17 protein-coding genes are annotated in these 19,336 nt (G+C 62.7%); 8 read left to right on the forward strand and 9 right to left on the reverse strand.

What is annotated here, in order from left to right; genetic code table 11:
• Window positions 1-5 precede the first annotated feature (5 nt).
• From rfbA to rfbC, 4 genes are all read right to left on the reverse strand, one after another.
• On the reverse strand, window positions 6-890 hold the full coding sequence (gene rfbA / locus SM764_RS19885) for a glucose-1-phosphate thymidylyltransferase RfbA (protein ID WP_369002567.1): 885 nt from the start codon (window positions 888-890) through the stop codon (window positions 6-8).
• A complete protein-coding gene (rfbD, locus tag SM764_RS19890) occupies window positions 887-1,735 on the reverse strand; it encodes a dTDP-4-dehydrorhamnose reductase (protein ID WP_369002568.1) in 849 nt (282 codons plus the stop codon). Before rfbD ends, rfbA begins: the two co-directional genes overlap by 4 nt.
• 109 nt (window positions 1,736-1,844) lie before the next feature.
• Window positions 1,845-2,897: a dTDP-glucose 4,6-dehydratase gene (gene rfbB / locus SM764_RS19895; protein WP_369002569.1), complete on the reverse strand. Its 1,053-nt coding sequence runs from the start codon at window positions 2,895-2,897 to the stop codon at window positions 1,845-1,847.
• Window positions 2,898-2,900: 3 nt separating this feature from the next.
• A complete protein-coding gene (gene rfbC / locus SM764_RS19900) occupies window positions 2,901-3,455 on the reverse strand; it encodes a dTDP-4-dehydrorhamnose 3,5-epimerase (protein WP_369002581.1) in 555 nt (184 codons plus the stop codon).
• Between the two features lie 294 nt (window positions 3,456-3,749).
• Between rfbC and SM764_RS19905 the strand changes: the two genes are divergently transcribed.
• The gene (locus tag SM764_RS19905; protein ID WP_369002570.1) at window positions 3,750-4,997 is read left to right on the forward strand and encodes a glycosyltransferase family 4 protein; all 1,248 of its coding nucleotides are present in this window, start codon (window positions 3,750-3,752) and stop codon (window positions 4,995-4,997) included.
• 113 nt (window positions 4,998-5,110) lie between these two features.
• Here the strand turns inward: SM764_RS19905 and SM764_RS19910 are convergent, their stop codons facing one another.
• Entirely contained in the window at window positions 5,111-6,124 is a 1,014-nt protein-coding gene (locus SM764_RS19910; protein ID WP_369002571.1) for a replication initiator protein A, read from the reverse strand.
• A gap of 137 nt (window positions 6,125-6,261) precedes the next feature.
• Window positions 6,262-6,597: a hypothetical protein gene (locus SM764_RS19915; protein ID WP_369002572.1), complete on the reverse strand. Its 336-nt coding sequence runs from the start codon at window positions 6,595-6,597 to the stop codon at window positions 6,262-6,264.
• Window positions 6,598-6,660: 63 nt separating this feature from the next.
• On the opposite strand from SM764_RS19915, the gene SM764_RS19920 reads away from it, so the two are divergent.
• Entirely contained in the window at window positions 6,661-8,076 is a 1,416-nt protein-coding gene (locus SM764_RS19920) for an AAA family ATPase (RefSeq protein ID WP_368981826.1), read from the forward strand.
• 51 nt (window positions 8,077-8,127) lie between these two features.
• Window positions 8,128-9,237, forward strand: coding sequence for a ParB/RepB/Spo0J family partition protein (locus SM764_RS19925; protein ID WP_369002573.1), 1,110 nt, complete (start codon window positions 8,128-8,130; stop codon window positions 9,235-9,237).
• 126 nt (window positions 9,238-9,363) lie between these two features.
• On the opposite strand, the gene SM764_RS19930 is transcribed toward SM764_RS19925, so the two are convergent.
• Together SM764_RS19930 and SM764_RS19935 are read right to left on the reverse strand one after the other, a co-directional pair.
• Window positions 9,364-10,668 carry a UDP-glucose dehydrogenase family protein gene (locus tag SM764_RS19930; RefSeq protein WP_369002574.1) on the reverse strand — a complete coding sequence of 435 codons (1,305 nt, stop codon included), beginning with the start codon at window positions 10,666-10,668 and terminating at the stop codon, window positions 9,364-9,366.
• A gap of 145 nt (window positions 10,669-10,813) precedes the next feature.
• Entirely contained in the window at window positions 10,814-11,815 is a 1,002-nt protein-coding gene (locus tag SM764_RS19935; protein WP_369002582.1) for an NAD-dependent epimerase/dehydratase family protein, read from the reverse strand.
• Between the two features lie 182 nt (window positions 11,816-11,997).
• On the opposite strand from SM764_RS19935, the gene SM764_RS19940 reads away from it, so the two are divergent.
• Window positions 11,998-13,023 (forward strand): glycosyltransferase family 2 protein, encoded by a 1,026-nt coding sequence (locus tag SM764_RS19940; protein ID WP_368948814.1) that lies wholly within the window; start codon window positions 11,998-12,000, stop codon window positions 13,021-13,023.
• A gap of 38 nt (window positions 13,024-13,061) precedes the next feature.
• Here SM764_RS19940 and SM764_RS19945 read toward each other — a convergent pair whose 3' ends face one another.
• On the reverse strand, window positions 13,062-13,892 hold the full coding sequence (locus SM764_RS19945; protein WP_368948815.1) for an ABC transporter permease: 831 nt from the start codon (window positions 13,890-13,892) through the stop codon (window positions 13,062-13,064).
• 104 nt (window positions 13,893-13,996) lie between these two features.
• Between SM764_RS19945 and SM764_RS19950 the strand changes: the two genes are divergently transcribed.
• The 4 genes from SM764_RS19950 to SM764_RS19965 all read left to right on the forward strand — a co-directional run bounded on the left by SM764_RS19950 (window position 13,997) and on the right by SM764_RS19965 (window position 19,321).
• Window positions 13,997-15,388, forward strand: coding sequence for a KpsE/RkpR family capsule polysaccharide export protein (locus SM764_RS19950; protein ID WP_369002575.1), 1,392 nt, complete (start codon window positions 13,997-13,999; stop codon window positions 15,386-15,388).
• Window positions 15,389-15,413: 25 nt separating this feature from the next.
• Entirely contained in the window at window positions 15,414-16,067 is a 654-nt protein-coding gene (locus SM764_RS19955) for an ABC transporter ATP-binding protein (RefSeq protein WP_274834123.1), read from the forward strand.
• A 156-nt stretch (window positions 16,068-16,223) separates the two neighbouring features.
• Window positions 16,224-18,068, forward strand: a complete 1,845-nt coding sequence (locus tag SM764_RS19960) for a glycosyltransferase (RefSeq protein ID WP_369002576.1) — start codon at window positions 16,224-16,226, stop codon at window positions 18,066-18,068.
• Between the two features lie 80 nt (window positions 18,069-18,148).
• On the forward strand, window positions 18,149-19,321 hold the full coding sequence (locus SM764_RS19965; RefSeq protein WP_368948819.1) for a hypothetical protein: 1,173 nt from the start codon (window positions 18,149-18,151) through the stop codon (window positions 19,319-19,321).
• The last annotated feature ends 15 nt before the right edge of the window (window positions 19,322-19,336 follow it).

Raw genomic sequence — 19,336 nt, forward strand, 5'->3', positions numbered from 1 at the left:
GCGCGTCAGTCCAGCAGCCGCTCCAGATAAGTGCCGTAGTCGTTCTTCTTGAACAGGTCGGCGCGGGCCTGCAGCTGCTGGTCGTCGATCCAGCCCTGCTCATAGGCGATTTCCTCAAGGCAGCCGGTCTGCAGCCCCTGGCGTTTGGTCAGGGTGCGCACGAAATTGCCCGCATCCAGAAGCGAGCCATGGGTGCCGGTATCAAGCCAGGCATAGCCGCGGCCCATGGTTTCCACCCGCAGGCTGCCTTCATCCAGATACATCTGCAGAAGGTCGGTGATCTCCAATTCGCCGCGCGGCGAAGGCTGGACCTGTCGCGCGCGCGTGGGCGCAGAGCCATCAAGGAAATAAAGCCCGGTCACCGCATAGTTCGACGGTGGCACCTCAGGTTTCTCGATGATCTGGCGGGCGGTGCCGCTGTCGTCGAAATCCACCACGCCATAGCGTTCGGGATCGGCCACGTGATAGCCGAAGACGGTGCCGCCGCTGGCCTGTTCATCTGCTGCGGCCAGCAGGCTCGGCAGACCATGGCCGAAGAAGATATTGTCGCCCAGCACCAGCGCCGAGGGCGCGCCATCCAGGAACTCCTCGGCCAGGATATAGGCCTGTGCCAGACCATCGGGCGACGGCTGCACCACATAGGTCAGCGAAACGCCCCACTGGTTGCCGTCACCAAGGGTGCGCTTGAACTGATCCTGATCCTGCGGCGTGGTGATGATGCAGATCTCGCGGATGCCTGCCAGCAGCAACACTGACAGCGGGTAATAGATCATCGGCTTGTCGTAGATCGGCAGCAGCTGTTTCGACACCCCCATGGTGATCGGATAGAGCCGGGTGCCCGAGCCCCCCGCCAGAATGATGCCCTTGCGCGTGGTGCTGCGTGCCGTCATGCACTCTCTCCCAGATCCTTCAGAATATCATCAAGGCCCGCCCGCCAATCGGGGCGGGTGATGCCAAAAACAGTCTCTAACAAGGCACAACCGAGCCTAGAGTTCAACGGCCGTCTTGCCGGTGTCGGGTAATCGCTCGAGGGGATATCCACCACCTCGCAAGAGACATCCGCGCGGGCAAAGATCTCGCGCGCGAACCCGGCCCAGCTGGTGTCCGGTGTGCCGGCGAAATGATAGGTGCCGCTCTTGCCCGAATCCTTGGTCAGTTGCCCGGCCATCTCCATACAGGCCGCTGCGATGGCACGCGCCGGGGTCGGGGCGCCGATCTGATCCGCCACGATGGTCAGGCGGTCGCGCTCCTTGCCAAGGCGCAGCATGGTCTTGATGAAATTATTGCCATGGGCCGAGACCACCCAGGAGGTGCGCAGGATGGCATATGCCCCCCCTGCTGCGCGCACCGCCTCTTCACCGACCAGCTTGCTGCGGCCATATGCGCCAAGCGGACCGGTCGTATCCTCGGGGCTCCAGGGGGCATCGCCGCTGCCGTCAAAGACGTAATCGGTGGAAACGGTGACAAAGGGAATCCCCAGATCAGCGCAGGCCCGGGCCATGGCGGCGGGAGCAACGCCGTTGATCACCGTGGCCAGCTCTTCTTCCTCTTCGGCGCGATCGACAGCGGTATAGGCGGCGGCATTGATCACCGCGGCGGGCGCCCGGGTGCGGAGGATTTCGGCACAGGCCTCGGGGTCGGACAGATCCGCCTGATCGCGGCCCAGACAGGTGACGCCGTCAAAGGCTGCCAGTTCGCGGGCCAGCTGGCCGGTTTCTCCGAAGACAAGGATCATGTCCTCTTCCCCCAAACCAAGGGCAGCGCCCGTACCGGGGTGGGCGTGAAACGCCCGCCCATGGGGGCGGGGCGGGCGTTGCCCGGGCTGCTATACGCACCCCGGGCCATCATTCGCCAGTCCCCAGCCGCTGCCCAACACCGTGACGGTCCTGCAGAGCGCGCCACCAGGGTTCATTGTCGAGATACCATTGCACGGTGCGGGCCAGACCTTCCTCCACCGTCACCGAGGGGCGCCAGCCCAGTTCGTCCCGGATACGGGAGGGATCGATGGCATAGCGCGCGTCGTGACCCGGCCGGTCGGTGACAAAGGTGATCTGATCGGCATAGGACTTACCATCACCGCGCGGGCGTTTTTCATCGAGGATCACACAAAGCGTCTGCACCAGTTCCAGATTGCTGCGCTCGTTTTCGCCGCCGATATTATAAGACCGCCCCAGCGCGCCCTTCTGCAACACCAGCAACAGCGCATCGGCGTGATCTTCCACGTAAAGCCAGTCGCGGATGTTGGAGCCATCGCCATAGATCGGCAGGGCCTTTCCGGCCAGCGCGTTGAGGATCACCACCGGAATGAGTTTCTCCGGGAAATGATAGGGGCCGTAGTTGTTGGAACAATTGGTCAGCACCACCGGCAGCCCGTAGGTCTCGGCCCAGGCGCGGACCAGATGGTCAGAGCTGGCCTTGGACGCCGAATAGGGCGAGCGCGGATCATAGGCGGTGTCTTCGGTGAACATCACCTCGGGATCATTGGGCAGCGAGCCATAGACCTCATCGGTAGAGATGTGATGGAAACGGAAGCCCTCGGGGCGGTCATTTTCGATCCAGTATTTGCGCGCCGCCTCCAGCATGTTGAAGGTGCCGGTGATATTGGTCTCGATGAAATCGCCCGGCCCGTCAATCGAGCGGTCCACATGGCTTTCGGCGGCCAGATGCATCACCGCATCGGGCTCATGCGCAGCAAAGACCCGGTCGAGCGCGGCGCGGTCGCGGATGTCGGCTTGCTCAAAAGCGTAATCCGGGCTGTCTGCCACACCGGCCACATTCTCAAGACAGGCGGCATAGGTCAGCGCATCGAGGTTCACCACCTGATGGCCCCGGGCAATCGCCAGGCGCACCACGGCAGAGCCGATAAATCCGGCGCCGCCGGTCACGAGTATCTTCATGGGTTATCCTTCCCAGACAAACGGGCTGTCGAAATCTGCCAGCGCGTCGGCGGCGGCGTCCTTCTCCGACAGGACCGGCGTGCCCTCAAAGCCCCAGTCGATGCCGCAGCTATCCCAGGCCACGGCGCCATCACACTCGGGCGCGTAATAGTCGGTGCATTTATAAAGGATCTCGGTATCCGGCGCGCGGGTGATGAAGCCGTGCAGGAAGCCCTTGGGCACCAAGAGCTGCTTGCCGTTTTCCGCGCTCAACTCGATCCCGAACCACTTGCCATAGCTGGGCGAGCCCTTGCGGATATCCACCGCCACATCATAAAGCGCCCCGCGCCCACAGCGCACCAGCTTGTCCTGGGCATGGGGCGGCGCCTGGAAATGCAGCCCCCGCAGGGTGCCCACCTGCGCGGACAGCGAATGATTATCCTGCACGAAATCGAAATCCAGCCCGTGCGCGGCCATCCGCTGCCGGTTCCAGCTTTCACTGAAAAAGCCGCGGGCATCCCCGAACCGCTGCGGTGTCAGGACCTTCAGTCCCGGCATGCCTGTCTCTTCGATCTGCATCCTGTCCGTCCCGATCTGGATGATCTTTTCCTGCCGCAGTCCTAGCCGCTCCGGCGCCCCCGCGCCAGTCATCAGGCCAGTGATCAAGCCAGCCTTCAGCTCTGCCGCCGCAACCGCAGCGCGGAGGGCCTGCCCCTTCTGCTCTGTAAAACCGGCAACCCCATGACCAGCCCATGACCACCTCATGACACGGAGACGACAGAACCGGGGCGCTCAGCCGCAATCCGGTTGCGCCAGCCGCCCCCGCAGGGCAAGCATGCAAAAAACATTCCTAAGACGGTGTCAAAATCGCCCATGAAATTTCTCTTTGTCCATCAGAACATGCCCGGCCAGTACCGGGAGCTGATCACCTGGCTAGCGGCGCAGCCCGAGGGTCACGAGATCTATTTCCTGACCCAGCGCAGTGACATCCAGCTGCCCGGCGTCACCACGGTGACCTACAAGGCGCATCATCAGCCCGCCAAGGACGCCTATGGGCTGTCCAAGGACTGGGAGGCCGCCGCCGGCACCGGTATCGGCGCGGCGCTGGCAGCGCGGCAGTTGAAAGACGTCCGCGGCTGGAGTCCCGATATCATCATCGGTCACACCGGCTGGGGTGAGCTGACCTTCCTGAAAGAGGTCTGGCCCGAGGTGCCGATGATCGGCTTCTTCGAATATTTCTACCGCACTTCCGGCGGGCTGGTGGGGTTCGACCCGGACAACCCGCCCAACGATCAGGCCGGCTTTTTTGCCCAGGCCCGCAACACGGTGCCCTATACCAATATCCACACCGTCGATCTCGGCCATACCCCCACCTACTGGCAGCGCGACCGCTTCCCCAAAAGCTTCCATGACCGCATGTACGTCTGCCACGACGGCATCCGCACCGACCGGCTGCAACCCGACCCAGAGGCCTCGATTTCGCTGGGGCGGCTGGACCGCCCGCTAACCCGGGACAACGAGGTGATCACCTATGTCGCCCGCAACATGGAGCGCGCCCGCGGCTTTCACATCATGATGCGCGCCCTGCCGAAGATCCTGAAGGAACGCCCCAACGCCCGTGTCCTGATGATCGGTGGCAATGAGACCTCCTATGGCGCCGAAAGCAAACACCCGGAGGGCCTGCGCGGCGAGATGGAGGATGAACTGCAAGGCCAGATCGACTGGAGCCGGGTGCATTTCCTTGGCCGCGTCCCCTATGATGCCCTCTGCGACATCATCCGCATCAGCCGCTGCCATATCTACCTTACCATGCCCTTCGTACTCAGTTGGTCGCTGCTGGAGGCGATGTCGATGCAGGCCACGGTGGTGGCCGCCGATGTGGCGCCGGTGCGCGAGGCCGTCACCCATGGGGAAACCGGCATGCTGGTGGATTTCTTCGACCCCGATGCGCTGGCGGCGCAGGTGGTGGATGTGGTGGCCAACCCAGGATCTTATGCCCATCTTGGCCCCAATGCCCGCGCCCATGTGGTGGAGACCTACGATTTCCTGACCCGCTGCCTGCCGGAACATATCGCGCAGATCAACGCGCTGGTGCCTGAAGAGAAGCGGATCCGGATCTGAGCAAATGTTTCGCGCGCGAAACATTTGAAGGTATCTGCCATGACAAATGACGAGACTGGCCCTCTCTCCTGAGGGCCGGTTTAGAGACGAATTTAAGCTCTTTAGAGACTGTTTCAGGCCTCACGGGTGCGTTTTTTCACCCAGCCCAGGAAAGCCCCATCCGCCTGGCGCAGGCGCGGGCTGCCCGAACGTTGCCACATGGCCCGCCACTCGGCCTCCAGCGCATAGACATCGGCGCCGGGCATCAGGCTGCGGGCGCGCTCCAGCGTCTCCGGCTTCAGCACCGGGGCGGCGCCCATCCCCATACCGGACGCCGGGGCGACCACCGCGTGTTTCTGGCTGAACCGGATCAGATCGCCCGGCAGCTCTTCCATCGCATAATCCGGCAAGGGCTGCGCCTCGATCATATCGCGGATCATCTTGCGGAACACCCGGCGCGGGCTGGCCGATCCGGATTTCTTCAGCAAGGTGTCCACCGAGATGGTCCAGCCTTCCTGGCGGCCGCAATGCTTGCGGGTCAGCTCGTAGATGCGCCGCTCCAGCGGTTTGCGCAGACGGAAGTAATCGCGGCTGAGGGTCAGCACCGATTTCGACAGCACCGCCCGGAACAGCCATTCGCTGAGGGTGACGGCAACGTTGACCATGCGCCCGCCCCGGGCCTTGCGCACGATTTCCCAGCTTTCGATCAGGCCAAAGCCCGAGGTGACCTCTTGGCCGCCGGTGACGATATTGGTGGTGATGCGGGTGCCCGCAAGCCGTTCAAAGGATTCGCGCAGCCGCCGGTAGGCATCACCCGAGGTCTCCCGGTTGGTCGCCACCAGCAGATCATGCGCCTTCAGATGCAATGTGCGGCTGACCTGCCGTCCGGCGTTCAGCGCCGCCATCAGCTGGCTGATGCAGAAGATCAGGATGTCTTTGTCGTGGATTGTCGCCAGCCCCTTGACGCTGGGGGTGACGGTGATCTCGGCACCATTGTGTTCGTAGTTGAGAATGCGCCGGTCCGGCCGGGTGCCCAGCGAGAACAGCGGATGCTCCATCGAGGCGAGGTCATTCTTGGGGATCGCATCGAAAATATCGCAGAGGAAGAACGCCCCCTGCTCCGATGTCTGCGCCACGGGAGTTTGCATACCCGTTCCGCCTGCTGTGCCCGCAGCTGCCATGATCCCTGCCCTGTCGCTCTGCCTGGCCCCCCGGTTTTCAGGGCGATCATTGCGCCCTCCGGGGTGACTCGTTTTTCGTGGTTTTGATTACGCTCACCCTAAAGTTATCCACATGCCGCCGCAACGGGGTTCCGGAATCGGAACATCGGGGGTTCGGAGTCATATGAACGGGGTTTCAGAGTCACTGCTTCCAGAAAAACACGCCCAATCGCCAATAAAAAAGGGCTTTGCAGCACCGGTCCTCTTCCCGTAACTATTATATAACTCATAAATAACAGGGCAGAAAAATTTTCAGCCTGCCCCAACGCCTCTAAAACCTCGGCTTTCCCCCGCTGCAACAGACGGATTTGCTTAGAAAAAGCAAAAGAGGTGCGCATATTTCTTCCATGTGCGCTGTTTTCTGCTATCTTGCCAAAAAGAGCGCACATAAGGCGTTTCATCCAAGAGGGCTGTACTCTTTCCAGAAGGGCGCAGCGCAGCAGCAAAGAAACCGGCAGCAATCCATGGCACGAGATATCCACAGGAAAGAAACCGGGCGAAAAGACAGCGCCCTGCCCCCCTATTTCAACATTGATCCCGACGCGGCCCTGGCCGAGCTGGAAGCACCCACCAGCACGGCAGGCTTTGCCGGGATCGCCGAAGGCTGCGCCCGGGGCCGGGCCGATCTGGCCAGCCGGGGATTGGATGAGGAAGGGCGCAAAACCCTGCGCCTGTTCTCCACCTGGGAAATCACCCGCTACCTGATCCCCGTCGCCCAGGCCCATTTCCGCCGGGTGCTGAAGGCCAACCCGGAGCTGCCGCAGGGGCGTTCGGAAACCGAGGGCGGCGCCAAGTGGTTCACCCTCGACGAGGTGCTGGTCCTGCGGGCGCATTTCGCGGCGCAAGGATCCAAGGCCAAGGATTACATCCCCTACCGCCCCAAGGGCCTGCCGGCCAAGATGGTCGCCGTGGCCAACTTCAAGGGCGGCGTCGGCAAGACCTCCACCGCGGCGCATCTGGCGATGTCGGCGGCGCTCGATGGCTACAAGGTGCTGGTCATTGATCTTGATAGCCAGGGCTCGATGACCTCGATCTTCGGCGGCCGGGTCGAGGATGAATGGCAGACCGCCTTTCCGCTCTTGGCGCGCCATTACGGCGAACACCTGCGCAGCGAGAACCAGCGCCGTCTGGACCGGGGCGAGGCGCCCCAGCCGATGGACGATGCGCTGACCGCGGCGATGGACATGACGGCGGCGGATGTCATCCAGAGCACCCACTGGCCCAATATCGATCTCATCGGCGCCCAGCTGAACCTCTACTGGGCCGAATTCCAGATCCCGGTCTGGCGCATGGCGGCGCGCTCCTGGAAGCTCTGGGATGCGCTCACCGACCGGCTGGAGGCCGACGGGGTGCTGGACCAGTACGATGTGATCTTTATCGATACGCCCCCCGCTCTTGGCTATCTCACCATCAACGGGCTGTCAGCGGCGGATATCCTGCTGGTGCCCATGGGGGCGTCCTTCCTCGAATTCGACTCGACGGGGCGCTTCTTTGACATGCTGCATTCCACCTTTGCCAGCATCGAGGAGGGCGAGAACCTTGCCGCCCGCGCCCTGGGCCGCCCCGAGATGGGCTTTGAATGGGATGCGGTGCGCGCTGTCATCACCCGCTACGACAGCGCCCAGCAGGGCGAACTGGCCGGGCTGATGCAGGCCTATATGGGGCCGGTGCTCTCTCCGCATAAACAGGATTACACCGCGCTGATCGGTCAGGCCGGCGAACAGGTCTCTGGCATCTACGAGGCCGATTACCGCGATTTCAACCGTGAGACCTATGCGCGCGGTCGCGAAACATTCGACGAAACCTACGCCGCCTTCAAACGGCTGCTGATCGGCTGCTGGCGCCGCGCCGAAGTGCAGATGCAGAGCGCGGCCGAGTAAGGCCCCGGCAGGGACGATGGCGCAGACTGCGCGCCCAAAGGAGACAGGCAGATGGCAAAACGCAAACGGTTGATGCCGGCACAGAGCAGCTATCTTTCCGGCGCCCCGGAAAGCAAATCCGCCCTTGGCGGTCCGATGGCCGTGGGGGCGGCGCCGATCGCACAGGTGGCGTCGGAAACCGCTTCGCAAGCGGCCTTGCAGGAATTGTCCGACGTGCTGGAAAACGCCCGCAACAAGGGGCTGATGATCGAAGAGGTGCCGCTGTCGGCCATCGACGAAACCCATCTGGTGCGCGACCGGATCGAACAGGACGCCGAGGAAATGGATGCCCTCGTCGAATCCCTGCGCGCCCGTGGCCAGCAGACCCCGGTCGAACTGGTGCCGCTGGAGCCCCGCCCCGATGGCCGCAGCCATGGCCTGATCTCGGGCTGGCGCCGCCTTGGTGCCCTGCGCAGGCTCTATGCCGAGACTTCAGACCCGAAATACGCCACGGTGAAGGCGCTGATCATCCGCCCGGAGACGGCGCAGGATGCCTATATCGCCATGGTCGAGGAAAACGAAATCCGGGTGAACCTCTCCCACTACGAACGCGCGCGGATCGCGGTGCGGGCGATGAAGGAAGAGGTGTTTCCGACTCTGAAAAAGGCACTTCAGAGTCTTTTTGCCAATGTGCCGCGCGCTAAACGCTCCAAGATCCGCAGCTTCGTGACCCTGGTCGAGGAGCTGGATGCGGTGCTGTTCTATCCCACCGCCATCAGCGAGAAGCTGGGCCTGTCACTGGTGCGCGCCATGGGCGAGGACGAAGGTTTTGCAGAGCGCTTGCGTGCTGCCCTTCAGGCGTCGCCGCGCGAGTCTGCAGCGGATGAGTTGGAGATCCTGAACCGGGTTCTGGCCGAGATACAGGACGGATCTGAGGTCGACACGGCAAAGGCTGATACGTCTCTAAACGTGGCTTTAGAGACGCAAAATACGACGCCTGAGGCCCCTGCCCGCCCGCGTGTGCGCACCCCCGGTGCCGAGGGATCCGAGCGGATCTCGGTTCAGGCTGCGGCAGGTGTGCGGCTGGGCTTCACGCCAGGACAGAACCGGATTGAGTTGACCGGCGATGCTGTCGATGCAGAGCTGATGGCGGCGCTGCAGGACTGGCTGAAGCACCGCTGAAACCAAGGCTGCAATCAGAACGAATTCGACCCTAAACCCCGGTTTAGGGTCTTTCTATAGACTCTGAAGCGTGTCCAAATGTTTCGCGCGCGAAACATTTGGGATCTGTTGGCAGCGGAGGCAGGCTCAGCGGCCCACCGCGATATACTGGGAGAAGCCGGCCCGTTCAGCGGCCCGGGCGGAATAGACATTGCGCAGATCCGCCATCCGCGGATAGGCCATCCTGGCGGCCAAGGCCTTCAGATCAAGCGCGCGGAACTCGTTCCATTCGGTCAGCAGCACCACCAGATCGGCGCCCTCTGCCGCCTCATAAGGATCTTCGAGCCAGTCGACGCCGGGCAGCAGCGCCTCGCCCTCGGCACGGCCCTGCGGGTCGATCACCCGCACATGGGCGCCGCCGCCCACCATGGCAGGCACGATGGTCAGGCTGGGGGCCTCGCGCATGTCGTCGGTATTGGGTTTGAAGGTGACACCCAGCACTGTCACCGTCTTGCCGTTGAAAGAGCCTCCGCAGGCATCGCGCAGCTTTTCCACCATGCGCGCCTTCACCTCGTCATTGACCCGCATCACCGTCTCGGTGATCCGCATCGGAAAGGAATGGTCCTGACCGATGCGCGCCAGCGCGGCAGTGTCTTTCGGGAAACAGGAGCCGCCATAGCCGGGGCCGGCATGCAGGAACTTGTTGCCGATCCGCCCGTCCAGACCGACCCCGCGCGAGACCTCTTTGACATCGGCGCCCACCTTTTCGCAAAGCCCGGCGATTTCATTCATGAAGGTGATCTTGGTCGCCAGAAAGGCATTGGCGGCGTATTTGATCATCTCGGCGCTTTCCAGATCGGTGGTCAGGATCGGAAAATCGCGCAGGTAAAGGGGGCGGTAGATCTCGCTCATGACCTCGGCGGCGTGGGCGCTTTCGACGCCGACCACCACCCGGTCGGGCTTCATGAAATCTTCGATCGCCGCGCCTTCGCGCAGGAATTCAGGGTTGGAGGCCACATCGAAGTCCGCATCCGGATTGGCGCTGGCGATCACCTCCTGCACTTGGCGGTTGGTGCCCACCGGCACGGTGGATTTGGTCACCACCACCGCATAGCTGGTCAGCGCCGCGGCGATCTCTTCGGCGGCGGCCATCACATAGGTCAGATCCGCATGGCCATCGCCGCGCCGGGTCGGGGTGCCGACGGCGATAAACACCGCCTCGGCGCCATCCACGGCAGCGGCCAGATCGTCGCTGAACTCCAGCCGCCCGGCGGCGACGTTCTTTTCCATCAGCGTATCCAGGCCCGGTTCGTAGATCGGCACCTCGCCCGCCTTCAGCCGGGCGATCTTGGCGGCGTCCTTGTCGACGCAGATCACGTCATGGCCGAAATCGGAGAAACAGACGCCGGACACCAGTCCCACGTAGCCAGTGCCAATCATCGCAATACGCATGGGGTGTCCCCTGTTCTGATGCTATGTCGTTCTGCAACTTTGAAGAAAGCGCAGGCTGGGCGCAATGGGGCTGGGGGCGCCCGTGCTCAAATGTTTCGCGCGCGAAACATTTGACGGCTCCTGCTGGTGTCACCGCGTTACGGCATCAGGCGCTGTAATAACCCCGGTACCAATCCACGAAACGGGCAACACCGGTCCTGACATCGACCTCTGCCCGGTACCCCGTGAGGGCGGTGAGCAGCGATGTGTCGGCCCATGTCGCGGGCACATCGCCGGCCTGCATCTCTTTCAGGATCTTCTGCGCGGGCTGTCCCAGCGCCTCTTCCAGGGCGGCGATATAGTCCATCAGCGGGGTGGGCTGGCTGGCGCCGATATTCACGACCCGGAAGGGCGCGACGGGGCTGAGGCTGTCCTGCGGCCCCACCGGAGCATCGCCTGGCACCGCCTCGATCAGCCCGGTGATGCCTGTCACCAGATCGTCGATATAGGTGAAATCGCGGCTCATGCGGCCGTGGTTGTAGATCTCGATCGGCTCATCCGCGAGCATCGCCTTGGTGAATTTGATCGGTGCCATGTCGGGTCGCCCCCAGGGACCGTAGACGGTGAAAAACCGGAACATGGTGATCGGCAGGCGGTAGAGATGCGCATAGGAATGGCTCATCGCCTCGCCCGCCTTCTTGGTAGCGGCATAGAAGGACATCGGCGTGTCCGCCTTTTGTCGCTCGTCAAAGGGCATTTCCGTGTTGGCGCCATAGACCGAAGAGGTGGAGGCCATCAGAAGATGCACAGGCGGGTGGGCGCGGGCGGCCTCCAAGAGTTCGAAGGTGCCGATAAGATTGGCCTCGAGGTAATCACGCGGCGCATCGATGGAATGGCGCACCCCGGCCTGGGCGGCCAGGTGAATGACCGCATCGGGGCGGTGCTGGGCAAAGAGTTCCATCAGGCGACCGGGGTCTTCCAGCTTGCCGATCACCGGGGTGAAGGCCGGGCTTTCTGCTAGCATCGCGTGGCGGCGAACCTTCAGGGCGACATCGTAATAGGGCGACAGGCAATCCAGTCCGACGACCTGCCAGCCCGCAGCCAGCAAGCGGGCTGCAAGGTGATAGCCGATGAAGCCGGCCGATCCGGTGACAAGAGCAGTGCGCATGACATGCTTGGTGGCGGTTTCCGGCGGTCCTGTCAAACCCTATCCTGCGTCCTTCTGCGGGGCAGGGCGCGGCGCGGGGCACCCCTTGGGGTTTGACATGAGGCCGGATTTATGAGTTTTGCGCTCCCACAACGCAAAGACGACCACACAGGCGATCAGAACAGGCCGGGGAGCAGATTTTCGTGAGCGCACAGACAGATCCCAGCCCGTCCCCCCGCCGCCTGGTAGCGGTGGTGGTGACCTACAACCGTCTCGACAAGCTGAAGGACACCATTGCCCGGCTGCTGCAAAGCCCGGCCGAAGAGCTGGCAGCGCTGGTGGTGGTGGACAATGCCTCGACCGATGGCACGAGTGACTGGCTGACGACATTGCAGGATCCGCGGCTGGACATTCAGATGAGCGAGACCAACCGCGGCGGGGCAGGCGGCTTTGAGCGCGGCATGCGCCGCGCGATGGAGGCACACGCGCCCGACTGGCTGGTGGTGATGGATGACGATGGCCGCCCGGCGCCCGGCGCCCTGGCGGCGTTTCACGCCCTGCCCGCCCATGACGACCCGGCGCGCGCCTGGGATGGGGTGGCTGCGGCGGTCTATTTCCCCACCGGCGGTATCTGCGAGATGAACCGCCCCTCGCGCAATCCTTTCTGGCACAGCCGCGAATTTCTGCGCACGCTCTTTGGCGGCGGGCGCTCGGGCTTTCACGTGCAGCCTGCCGATTACGAAGGGCAGGGGATGCAGATCGACGTGACCTCCTTCGTGGGCTTCTTCATCTCGGCGGATGCAGTGCGGCGCATCGGCTATCCCGATCCCGATCTTTTCATCTACGGCGATGACGGGCTTTATACCCTGGGGCTGACCAAATCGGGCGGCCGTATCGGATTTGAACCCGCCGTGCGGTTCGAGCACGATCTGACGACCTTTGTGCCCAAGGCGGGGGAAGAGCAGGCGCAGCGCGGCCGTTTCATCCCCTTGTGGAAGGTCTATTATTATCACCGCAACCTGCTTCTTCTGTACCGGATGGCGGCGGGGATCTGGTTCTGGCCGGTGATGCTGGTGATCCTGCCCAAATGGTTCTCCAAAGTGCGCGCCCATCAGGGCGAACGGCGCGCCTTTCTGTGGCTTATGGGCCGGGCGGTGCTGGACGGGCTCAGGCGGCGCACCCATGTGCCCCATGCCGAGGTGCTGGAGATGGCCCGCACAAAGAGGTAGGGCGCGAGCGCAAACCGCGCGCAAGGTTCGGTTGCGGATCAGCGATTCAGGATGACTCGGTGATAGCGTCCCATCAGGATCAGACCGAGCATCAGCAGGATCATGCTGATAAGCAGAACATAAATCACGCTGACAAATGAGGCCGTATAAGTGGGGTAAAACCCGCTGCGCATCAGCCCGGTGATGTGCAGCAGCGGATTGTACCATAGAACATCTCGCGCCACGGGGGGAAGATCCTCAAACACATAAAGGATGCCGGATGCCAAGAATAGCGGTCGGGTGATGATCGACCAGGCCACGTCCCATAGAGGGTAAAGCCCCAGCAACACGCAATTCACCGTACCCACGCCTAGCCCGAGCAACATGGCCAGCCCCAGCGCTTCCAGCGTAGGCCCCATATCGACCACGGCGCGGCTGTCTGTGATCAGCAGCACGCTGCCGATCAGAATGAACGAGATAAGCAGGCCGGTCAGGCTGTTGAGGATGAAGCGGGCCAGAATGGCGTCGATCCAGGTGACGGCTGGGTACTTCAGCAGGGGTTTGGAGAAAATGAGCGCCCGGGCGGTGGTGCCGCTGATGGTCTGATAGAGGTTGAAGGGCAAAAACCCCGTTGCATAGAACAGCAAGAAACTGGTGCCGAGAGACGGGGTGCGGATCACCAGGGAGAAGCCGATGCTGAGAAACAGGATGGCGGCCAGGGGTTCCAGAATGCTCCAGATATAGCCACCTGGGGTGCGCCCGTAGCGGGTAGACATTTCCCGCAGCACCAGCGCCGCGATGGTGCGCAGGCTGGCAAAGCGGTGAGAGCGCCCCCGGGGACGCTGCGCCGGGGCGATCTGCGGCGTGGCAGTCGGGAGCTGAGAGGTCATAGGATCTGCCATGAATATCTGTGTTGTGAATAGCCTGTCGGTAGGCGATACTATGAAAGAGATAAAAGTCAAATTCAAACGGCGAAAAGCTGGACAGGCGGATCATGGCACAGGAACGTCGAGTGAAGAAGCTGCAGAGCGGGCAGGTGGGCAAAGGCGTTACTACAGCCGAAGAGGCAACCAGCAACATCGAACATCTTCCGCAGGTGCAGGAGGACACGGCCAGTCAGGAGGACATGCCGGGAAACAGGCGCGGTGGCGGTAGGGGACGCAAGAAGCTCAAGAAGCTGCGCCAGAAGGTCAAAGCCGCCGAAGCCGCGCTTGAGGCGGCGCAGCGGCAGGTAGCCGAGACACCGGCCTATCCCATGGCGCGCCCGGCGCAGATGCGCCGCCGCCACTGGGGGCTTGTGGCCAGTTTCGTGTTGATGGTGCTGGCGCCGCTGGCCGCAGCGGTCTTCTATCTCTGGGCCGTGGCCGAGGATCAGTATATCTCCACCGCCGGTTTCACCGTGCGCAGCCAGGAGAGCGGCGGCGCCACCGATATCCTGGGTGGCCTGGCCAATTTCGCCGGCAATACCACCGCTTCGGACAGCGATATCCTTTATGAATTCATACAGAGCCAGGAAATGGTGGAATCGGTGGACAAGGCAGTGCCGTTGCGGCCCCATTACAGCCAGCACTGGCCCGACGACTGGGTGTTCTCGCTCTGGCCCGATGCCACGCTGGAACAGATGATCTGGTACTGGCAGCGCATCGTCGGCATTTCCTATGACAGCGGTTCGGGGTTGATCGAGGTGCAGGCGGCGGCCTTTGATCCCGAAACGGCCCAGGCCATTACCCGCGCCATCGTCTCTGTAAGCCAGACCCGCATAAATGCGCTGAACGAGCAGGCGCGCGAGGATGCCATGCGCTATGCCCGCGAGGACCTAGACGAGGCGCTGGAGCGGTTGAAAGGCGCGCGCGAGGCGCTGACCCAATTCCGCACCCGCACCCGGATCGTGGATCCGGCGGCGGATATCCAAGGCCGCATGGGGGTGATGAACAACCTGCAGCAGCAACTGGCCGCGGCGCTGATCGAATACGACCTGTTGCGCGGTACCGTGGGGGAGGGGGACCCGCGTCTGAAAAAGGCGCAGCAGCATATCGACGTGATCCGTGATCGTATCGATATCGAGCGGCAGACTTTTGCCTCCACCAATACCGATACCGGCGCTGTGGGTGAGGATTACCCCTCGCTGATCTCGGAATTCGAACGTCTCACGGTGGATCTGCAATATGCCGAGGAAACCTACCGGGCGGCGCTGACGGCGCTGGAGGTGGCCCGGGATGAGGCCACCCGGCAAAGCCGCTATCTGGCCACCTATATCAAGCCGACCCGGGCTCAGGAATCTGAATATCCCGACCGTCCCATGCTGGCGGGGCTGGCCGGGTTGTTCCTGCTCTTGACCTGGTCGATCCTGGCGCTGATCTACTATTCTATCCGGGACCGCAGCTGAGGCGGATCCCGGGGAGCACAAGAGCATGATCCGCTTTGAAAACCTGACCAAGAGCTTCTGGCTGCGGGGCGAGCGCAAGGTTGTCATCGACAATCTCAACCTCACTTTGCCTACTGGCCGCTCCCTGGCGCTTCTGGGGCGCAACGGGGCGGGCAAATCCACCCTGCTGCAGATCATCGCCGGCACCATGCGCCCGGATCACGGCCGGGTGGTGTCCGATGGCACCATGTCCTGGCCGGTGGGGTTGGGGGCCTCCTTTCACCGGGAGCTTACAGGGGCAGAGAACGTCCGCTTCATCGCCCGAATTTACGGGGTGGATACCGAGGATCTGGTCGCCTTTGTCGAGGATTTTGCCGAACTGGGAAAATTCTACCACATGCCGATGCGCAGCTATTCTTCGGGGATGCGTTCGCGGCTGACCTTCGGGGCCTCGATGGGGATCCACTTTGACACCTACCTGGTGGACGAGGTGACCTCGGTGGGGGACCGGTCTTTCCGGCGCAAGAGCCGCAAGGTCTTTGCCGACCGGCTGCAGCAGTCCAGCGCCATCATGGTCAATCACTCGATGGGGCAGGTGCGCAAGTTTTGCGATGCCGGCGTCGTGCTGGAACATGGCCGGATGCAGTATTTCGACGATCTGGAAGAAGCTATCGCTGTGCATGAAGCGATGCTGTCCTGAGCAAAGGCCGCTGATCCAGAGCCGGGCGGCTTCAATCTCGGGCGCTTTAAGGCCGGAAACACCCCGTTCGGGCAAAGATAAATTGTACTTTTACAGCCTACTCCAGTAAGGAGCGGACAGCAGGCAAAGGTGTATGGGTGCAGGGGAGTTCCAGTGATGAAAGATGAGGCGCAGGCCGCAACGTTCACTACGTTGCAGGCGCTGATGTGGCCCGAGTTCGGCATCTGCACCGAGCGGGAACTCTACGTGTGTACCGAGGGCGCAGTGGCGCTGTCTGATACCCGGCATGACATACATTTTGCCACCGGCGGAGAAGCCTCTTTTGCCACCTGGTTCAACCTGTTCAACCTGGAAAAATGGCAGCGCGAATGCGATCTGAGCTCGCTGGTCCTGACCCTTGAAGGCGCAGGGGATTTCGAACTTTCGGTTTTCCTGGCGCCGTCCAACCGGTCCTGGGAGCTGGTGAGCTGCGAGTATGTGACTCTTTCGGAAGACGCGGCCAAAGAGGGCCGACTGCGGGTGGATCTGTCGCATCTGCTGCAACAGGGCTGCGCCGAGGGTGTGCTCTATTTCGCGCTGCGGGCGATGGGACCGGGACATCTGGTCGGGGCTGCCTGGCAGACGCAGGATGCGCCGAAACGCCAGCCGCAGCTGGCGCTGGCGGTCACCACCTTCCGACGCGAAGCCGAGGTGGCGCGCACGGTCAAGCGGTTCGCCGCCTTCCGGGAGCAGTCCTGGATGAAGGACCACGTGCAGATGATCGTCACCGACAACGGGCGAACGGTCGATCTGGATCCCCCTGAAGGCGTCAGCATCGTGCCCAATGAAAACCTGGGCGGGGCAGGCGGCTTTACCCGGGGGCTGCTGGAGGCGCGGGCGCGCGGGGCGTCCCATTGCCTGTTCATGGATGACGATGCCTCGATCCACATGGAAAGCCTGGAGCGCACCTGGATGCTGCTGGCCTATGCCACGGATCCCAAAACCGCCATTGCCGGGGCGATGATCAGCGAACAGCACCGCTGGGCGATCTGGGAAAACGGCGCTCTCTTTCACACCCGCTGCCTGCCGCAGCACATGGGCACCGATCTGCGCGACATGAGCGAAATGATCGAAATGGAAAACCTGGCCACCCGGCCGGTGCCGGACACATTCTATGGCGGCTGGTGGTATTTCGCCTTCCCGGTGGACGCGGCCCGGCACCTCGCCTTCCCCTTTTTCGTGCGTGGCGATGATGTCAGCTTCTCGCTGGCCAATGATTTCAACATTCTCACCCTCAACGGGGTGGTTTCCTTCCAGGAAAGCTTTACCGAGAAGGAAAGCCCGCAGACCTGGTACCTGGACCTGCGCAGCCATATGGCCCACCACATGAGCCTGCCGATGCTGGACGTGGGGGCCAAGGGCGTTCTGAAAATCGCCGCATGGTTCTTCCTGCGCAACCTGCCGCGGATGCATTACGACACGTTGGCGGCCATCAACTTGGCGGTCGAGGACGTGATGCAGGGGCCGGAGTTCTTCGACCAGCACGCTGACATGGCGACCCGCCGCGCCGATCTGAAGGCGCTGACAGGCGACGAGACCTGGCAGCCGCTGGACCCGCACAGGCCGCTGGCGCCGGTGCGCCAAAAACCGCCAAGCTGGGCAGCGCGCCTGGCGATGAAGCTGACGCTGAACGGGCTCTTGATCCCCGGCTTTGCCCGTCTGGGGCGCAAGATCACCCTGGAGGCGCCGCATAGGGGCCATATCGGCTATGTCTGGGGCGCCTCGGAGATCACCGTGCTGAACGCCGGTCAGGACAAGTATTACACCGTGCGCCATTCCAAAGGCGCGGCCTGGCGCCAGATTCGCCGCTTTGTCCGCAACGCCCGCGCCTTCCTGAAAGACTATGACCGGCTGGCGGCCAGCTACCAGGAGCGTTATGACGATCTCACCAGTGAGGACTACTGGAAAAACAAGTTGGGCCTGACGCCCGTGACAAAGATTCAGCAGGACGCCGCCGAGTGAAAGCGATTAAACGACTGCTTCGCCGCCCCGCCCCGGGGCAGGGAGGTATTACCGAAGATGTAGGAACCGCGGCAGCGGAGATGTCCGGCCGCCTGGCGCCCTCCGGGCAGGCATCGCTCAAGGTGATCCTGTTCATCGGTCATCACAAGGTGGGATCGACATCGCTGCAGGATTACCTGTCGCGCAATGCCGCCGCCCTGTCGCGGGTGGGGATCCTTTATCCTTACGTGGATTTCGAAGGCATGGCGCATATGGCTGCTACGGCGGCCGGGCATGCGCAGCCCGAAGGCTCGCTGCCGATCAATGTGCGCGAGCCGCATAATGCGCTGGCCTTCCGGATGCTGGCGACGCAGAAAAACGGCGCGGTGCCTGCCTATCACAAACGCCTGCCCGCCCTGCCGCAAATGCTGCATGCCATCCGCCAGCAGATCCGCTTTTCCCAGCCGCATACGGTGATCCTCGCGGCCGAGGTCTTTGCCAATTTCAATGCCGTCTCGCCGGAGCTGATCGATCAGCTGGTTGAACATTTTCCAGGGGCAGAGTTCACCGTCGTGGCAACCCTGCGCCGGATCGATGAATATCTTGCCTCCTGGCACGGGCAGCGGCTGAAGTTCGGCCACAAGCTGAAACCCCTGCGCGAGGACGGGGTCGACAGCTACGGCATGGGGATTCATTTCAATTACCGCCTGATGATCGAAGGCTGGCTGAAGGCACTGCCTGAGGCCCGCGTCATCCTGCGCGATTACGCCGATGTGCGTGCGAATGGTGGATCGGTGAATGATTTCATCACCCAGACCGGGCTGCAGATGCCCGAGGGTCTGCTGCCCGAGCGGCGCGAGAACGATTCCATTCACCGGGGAATCTACGAGATCATCCGCCGTGCCAATATGGAGCTGCCCCAGCCCCAGGCGGCAGAGTTGCGCCACAGCCTGCGCGCGCTGGCACCGAAATTGAACCTGCCGCCCAGTCATTCTGTGGAACTCTTCGGGGCGGAGACCCGCGCCCGGATGCTGGAACGGTTCCGCCCGATCGATACCTGGCTGGGCGAGGCAATGGGCCAGGAGGGCTTTTTTGACGATCTGGAAGCCGTTCTGGAGCCGGACCCTCTGCCGGAACTGGAGACGGCCCGCATCGCACTGGAACAGATCGAGGCCCGTAAGGCCTGGCGTGAGAGCTGGCGTGAAGATGAGGCCGTAGAAACATTTTTGTCGGGGTTGGCTGGTGGGGGGACCACTCCAGACAAGACAGCGTAATGAGAAAGCCGTTTT

Origin of the sequence: Pseudophaeobacter sp. 1A16562 (genome assembly GCF_041008785.1) — a bacterium.
Classification (GTDB): domain Bacteria; phylum Pseudomonadota; class Alphaproteobacteria; order Rhodobacterales; family Rhodobacteraceae; genus Phycobacter; species Phycobacter gallaeciensis_A.

Bases quoted from the DNA above. Each gene is read 5' to 3' on its own strand.
- rfbB (WP_369002569.1), bottom strand. From the start codon at position 2,897: ATGAAGATACTCGTGACCGGCGGCGCCGGATTTATCGGCTCTGCCGTG.
- SM764_RS19935 (WP_369002582.1), bottom strand. From the start codon at position 11,815: ATGCGCACTGCTCTTGTCACCGGATCGGCCGGCTTCATCGGCTATCAC.
- SM764_RS19905 (WP_369002570.1), top strand. From the start codon at position 3,750: ATGAAATTTCTCTTTGTCCATCAGAACATGCCCGGCCAGTACCGGGAG.
- SM764_RS19950 (WP_369002575.1), top strand. From the start codon at position 13,997: ATGGCACAGGAACGTCGAGTGAAGAAGCTGCAGAGCGGGCAGGTGGGC.
- SM764_RS19925 (WP_369002573.1), top strand. From the start codon at position 8,128: ATGGCAAAACGCAAACGGTTGATGCCGGCACAGAGCAGCTATCTTTCC.
- rfbD (WP_369002568.1), bottom strand. From the start codon at position 1,735: ATGATCCTTGTCTTCGGAGAAACCGGCCAGCTGGCCCGCGAACTGGCA.
- SM764_RS19910 (WP_369002571.1), bottom strand. From the start codon at position 6,124: ATGCAAACTCCCGTGGCGCAGACATCGGAGCAGGGGGCGTTCTTCCTC.
- rfbA (WP_369002567.1), bottom strand. From the start codon at position 890: ATGACGGCACGCAGCACCACGCGCAAGGGCATCATTCTGGCGGGGGGC.
- SM764_RS19930 (WP_369002574.1), bottom strand. From the start codon at position 10,668: ATGCGTATTGCGATGATTGGCACTGGCTACGTGGGACTGGTGTCCGGC.
- SM764_RS19955 (WP_274834123.1), top strand. From the start codon at position 15,414: ATGATCCGCTTTGAAAACCTGACCAAGAGCTTCTGGCTGCGGGGCGAG.
- SM764_RS19945 (WP_368948815.1), bottom strand. From the start codon at position 13,892: ATGACCTCTCAGCTCCCGACTGCCACGCCGCAGATCGCCCCGGCGCAG.
- SM764_RS19915 (WP_369002572.1), bottom strand. From the start codon at position 6,597: ATGAAACGCCTTATGTGCGCTCTTTTTGGCAAGATAGCAGAAAACAGC.
- SM764_RS19960 (WP_369002576.1), top strand. From the start codon at position 16,224: ATGAAAGATGAGGCGCAGGCCGCAACGTTCACTACGTTGCAGGCGCTG.
- SM764_RS19920 (WP_368981826.1), top strand. From the start codon at position 6,661: ATGGCACGAGATATCCACAGGAAAGAAACCGGGCGAAAAGACAGCGCC.
- rfbC (WP_369002581.1), bottom strand. From the start codon at position 3,455: ATGCAGATCGAAGAGACAGGCATGCCGGGACTGAAGGTCCTGACACCG.
- SM764_RS19965 (WP_368948819.1), top strand. From the start codon at position 18,149: ATGTCCGGCCGCCTGGCGCCCTCCGGGCAGGCATCGCTCAAGGTGATC.